This window comes from Streptomyces sp. NPDC006476 (assembly GCF_040612015.1).
GTDB classification, from domain to species: Bacteria; Actinomycetota; Actinomycetes; order Streptomycetales; family Streptomycetaceae; genus Streptomyces; species Streptomyces griseorubiginosus_B.
In genome coordinates, this window is the sequence record NZ_JBEXPK010000207.1 from 1 (window position 1) to 3735 (window position 3735).

A 3735-nucleotide genomic window follows, 5' to 3' on the forward strand; every position below is an offset into this window, starting at 1 on the left:
GCGGTGCCGGACTGGCCGAGTGTCCTGAGTGCGGGGCGACTTGGGTGGTCGGGGTGGACCGCCGTTCGAATGCGGTTTACTGCTCCCGGCGGTGCATCATGCGGGGCTGGAGGGCCCGGAAGGAATCGTTCGGCGAACAGTCGCAGTGACCGCATCGCGAACGCATCCGAATCCCAACTTCGTTCATAACTTGGTCAATTAAGTGGACGTTAAGTCCGATCTTCCCTGGTTCGTGATCGCTCGATCGTGGTACTGAGCGCCGTGCGGGGGCGACCGTTCGCCATGTGCATGCTGGGATGCGGGCATGGCTCGAAGACCGTATCCGAGCGACTTGTCGGATGAGCATTGGGCGTTGATTGAGCCGATGATCACGGCCTGGAAGCAGGCGAGGGTGGCGCGGTCGGCGACCGGTGATCCCGGGGCCTGCGATCTGCGGGAGGTCGTGAACGCGATCTTCTACCAGAACCGGACGGGCTGTCAGTGGCGCTACCTGCCCCATGACCTGCCGGCCTGGTCGGCGGTGTTCTACTACTTCACGCTGTGGCGTCAGGACGGCCTTGACCAGCGGATCCAGGAACTCCTGCGCTGCCACGTTCGGGAGAGAGCCCGGCGATTAGAGGACCCGTCCCTCGTGATCATCGACACCCAGTCCGTGCGCGCGGCCGCCGGTGTCCCGAAGATCACGACGGGACTGGACGCCAACAAGAAGGTGTCGGACCGCAAGCGGGGTCTGGCCGTCGACGTGCTGGGGCTGATCATCGGCGTCGTCGTGCTCGCCGCATCCGCCCACGACAACGCCGCCGGCACCGCCCTGCTCGACCAGGCCGCCGAGCGGTGCGGAATGCGTCTGGAGAAGGCCCTGGTGGACCAGGGCTTCAAGGACGAAGTCCTCATCCACGGTGCCCTGCTGGACATCGACGTCGAAGTCGTCCGCCGCAACCCGGCTGAAGGCTTCGTCCCGCAACCGAAGAGGTGGATCGTGGAGCAGGTCAACGGCACGTTGATGCTGCACCGCCGACTGGCCCGCGAGTACGATCACCGGCCCGACACGTCCGCCTCGCGCGTCTACTGGGTCTCAATCGCGAACATGGCCCGCCGCCTCACCACACCCGCCCCTTCCTGGCGCGACACCATCGGGCTGGCCGCGTGAACGTCATCGATCTCCTGGCCGACCTCCAGGCCCAGCACGACGAGACCGCAGCCCGTGCCGACGAACTGCGTGACCAGATCCAGCACTTGACCGCCGCCCTGACCGTGCCCGAAGCGCGGCTCGCGGACCTGGTCACCACCCGGAAGGTCATCGCCGAACTCACACCGGCTGGAGGCCAGCCCGCACCGCCCGAGACGAACACCGCCTACCAGGCCATCGTAAACACCTTCAACCAGCAGCCCGATCAAGAGTTCCGAGCCCGTGAGCTGCACGGACTCCTCGGCATGCCCACCGACGAGGCATCCGTCAACATCACCCGAAGCCGCCTCGGACGCCTCACCCGCCAAGGCTTCCTCACTCAACCCGGACGAGGCCGCTACCAGAAACGGACTTAACGTCCACTAAGGTCATTCATTGTGATCGTCGCATTTTCGGTCTGACTCTCGGTCGGGAAGCGAGCCGGGTCTCGCCGCGGCCGTTTGGCCGTGTACCGGCCGCGGTGGGTGGTCCGACCCGCCGCCTGCGCCCGTGTGTTTGCGGCAGGTTGAATCGGCCCCACTTTGTCCATGATCGACACTCGTTTTGGCCCCACCCTGAGATGCCCGAAGCTGACGCGCTCCGTGGGCTGAGGGAGGGAAAGGCGCAGCTAGAGGCGGTAGTACGTGGTCCGGTCCCGCTGCCGTCTGCCCGCTGTGGGGTGGAGCCAACTCCGATGTCGGAGTGGTACTCAGGTTGAACTCGTAGACCCCGAGAGGGTGTGACGGTTCTTGATCCCTGCGGTATGGCGGGTACATGCGGTACGCGCAGAGGGGCGGGTACACGCCCGCCGAGCAGGAACGGCGTGAGCAACTGCGGCTGAAGGCTGCCGAGTTGTTTGAGTAGGGCGAGAGTGCCAGTGCGGTCGCGGCCGAGTTACGGGTCACCTCGCGCACTGTGCGGCAGTGGCGCCGGCTGTGGCGCGTGGGCGGGACGCAGGCCCTGCGATCCAAGGGGCCGGTGTCGCCGGAGCAGGGGCCTGCCGATCAATAACTCTGCGGCTTTCGTGGGCTGTTGGGTCGTAGGATGCGGGGGTGTCGGAGGGGACGAGGGCAGAGCTGGTGGATGCGTTCGGGTTGTTGCTGCCGCATCTCGATGAGCGTCAGCTGCGACTGACGCTGGGTGCCGCGGCTCGTGTTCTGGGCCACGGCGGGATCCGCATGGTGGCTGGAGCGGCCGGGGTGGCGGAGTCCACGGTGTCGCGCGGAAAGCGGGAGCTGGAGCAGGCGGAGGAGCACGCTGGCCGGGTCCGGGCACCGGGCGCGGGCCGGAAGCCCTTGCGGGAGGCCGATCCGGGGCTGGTGCCCGCGTTGCTGGCGCTGGTCGAGCCGGACCAGCGGGGTGACCCGGAATCTCCGCTGGTGTAGACGGTGAAGTCCACCCGGAATCTGGCGGCCGAGCTGACGCGTCAGGGCCACCGGGTCGGTTCAGACACGGTGGCCACGCTGTTGAAGACGGAGGGCTTCTCTCTGCAGGGCACCTCCAGGACCACCGAGGGGGCCCGGCATCCGGACCGGGACGCCCAGTTCCGCTACATCAACAACCAGGTCACGGCGTACCTCGCCGACCGGGCAGCCGGTCATCAGCGTGGATGCCAAGAAGAAGGAGACGCTGGGCAACTACGCGGTGATCGGACGCGAGTGGCACCGCGCCGGACAGCCGGTGCAGGTCCGCGCACACGACTTCCCCGAGAAGGGCGCCCAGATGGCGGTGCCGTACGGGATCTACGACATCGGCGCGGACGCGGGCTGGGTGTCGGTGGGCTGCGACGGGAAACACCTCTGCCTTCGCGGTGGCCACTTTGCGCCGCTGGTGGAACGGTGAGGGGCGCCACCGCTACCCGCACTCTTGCCGCCTGCTGGTCACCGCCGACGCAGGAGGCTCCAACGGCTACCGTGTGCGCGCCTGGGAGAAGGAACTCGCGGACTTCGCCTACGAGACGGGCCTTGAGGTGACGGTCTGTCACTTTCCGCCGGGAACATCGAAATGGAACAAAATAGAGCACCGGCTGTTCTCACAGATCAGCATCGACTGGCGTGGCAGGCCCCTGACCAGCCACGAAGTCGTCGTCAGCACCATCGGAGCGACCACGACACGCAGCGGACTGTCCGTCCACGCCGAGCTCGACCCCGGCGCTTACCCCACCGGCGTCACCGTCCCCGACACCGTCGTGGAACGCCTGCCCCTGACGCCGCACGAGTGGCACGGCACGTGGAACTACACCCTGCGCCCCGAACCGCTCGCTCCCGAATCGTCCCCGCCCAGCGTCGAGTTCGGACGCTTTCCCACCGGCGACAAGCTCCCCATGTGGAGCGGCACCCCAGCCTCACCGGACTCGAACCCGCCGCCTTCGACGATCTCGCCACCCGTTACCAAGCCTGGTGTGCCGAGCACCCGCCGATCTTCCTGCCCGGCAAACGCCCCGACGGCGGCCCCGGCGCCGGCAGCAGACGTCTCTCCGTCGCCGACCAGCTTGTCGTCTTCCTCCTCACGAAGCGCTGGTCCATGGCCCAGACGCCACTCGCCGAGGCAACCGGCCTGGCCAAGAG

At 67.4% G+C, this 3735-nt stretch carries 2 protein-coding genes and 2 pseudogenes; all 4 read left to right on the forward strand.

Annotated elements, in window-relative coordinates:
* Positions 1-304 precede the first annotated feature (304 nt).
* Complete coding sequence (locus ABZZ74_RS52905; protein WP_356951269.1) at positions 305-1150, forward strand: IS5 family transposase; 846 nt, start codon at positions 305-307, stop codon at positions 1148-1150.
* Complete coding sequence (locus ABZZ74_RS52910) at positions 1147-1545, forward strand: hypothetical protein (RefSeq protein WP_356951270.1); 399 nt, start codon at positions 1147-1149, stop codon at positions 1543-1545. Before ABZZ74_RS52905 ends, ABZZ74_RS52910 begins: the two co-directional genes overlap by 4 nt.
* Before the next feature lie 499 nt (positions 1546-2044).
* A pseudogene (locus tag ABZZ74_RS52915) lies at positions 2045-2179 on the forward strand (helix-turn-helix domain-containing protein); the annotation flags it as partial.
* Between the two features lie 68 nt (positions 2180-2247).
* Positions 2248-3735: pseudogene (locus ABZZ74_RS52920) on the forward strand (ISAzo13 family transposase); the annotation flags it as partial.

Excerpts from the sequence above, each read along its gene's own strand:
- ABZZ74_RS52905 (WP_356951269.1), top strand. The coding sequence starts at position 305 with ATGGCTCGAAGACCGTATCCGAGCGACTTGTCGGATGAGCATTGGGCG.